Below are 368 nucleotides of genomic sequence, written 5' to 3'. Positions count from 1 at the left end.
CCGAGGCGGTCCGGGCATACACTCGGCTCTGGGAACGACTCACCGCCGCCGCACTCGGCCCGGTCGAGTCCCGCACCCTCATCCAGCGGATCGCAGACGACACCAGAGGCTGACCATGAACACGTCCCACCCCACCTGGCGCAAGTCCAGCCGCAGCGACAACAACGGCGGCGCCTGCATCGAAGTCGCCAACATGCCCCACACCACCGCAGTCCGCGACAGCAAAGACCACACCGGCCCAACCCTCACCTTCACCACCACCGACTGGACCGCCTTCATCCACGCAGTCAAGACCGACGAATACAACCACTGACAGAGATGATGGAGAAGAGCACCTCCCGCCGAGGTCTGACCCAACCACTGACTGA

1 protein-coding gene is annotated in these 368 nt (G+C 64.4%); it reads left to right on the top strand.

Translation table 11 applies throughout. From position 1 onward, the window contains the following. The first annotated feature begins 115 nt into the window (after positions 1–115). Complete coding sequence (locus ACFHW1_RS28900) at positions 116–313, top strand: DUF397 domain-containing protein (RefSeq protein ID WP_416616756.1); 198 nt, start codon at positions 116–118, stop codon at positions 311–313. Positions 314–368: the final 55 nt, after the last annotated feature.

The sequence above is a fragment of the Micromonospora sp. LOL_014 genome (assembly GCF_048060245.1).
Classification (GTDB): domain Bacteria; phylum Actinomycetota; class Actinomycetes; order Mycobacteriales; family Micromonosporaceae; genus Micromonospora_E.
Note: the sequence above shows the minus strand (reverse complement) of the source record. Positions and strands in the feature narration are given on the sequence as shown.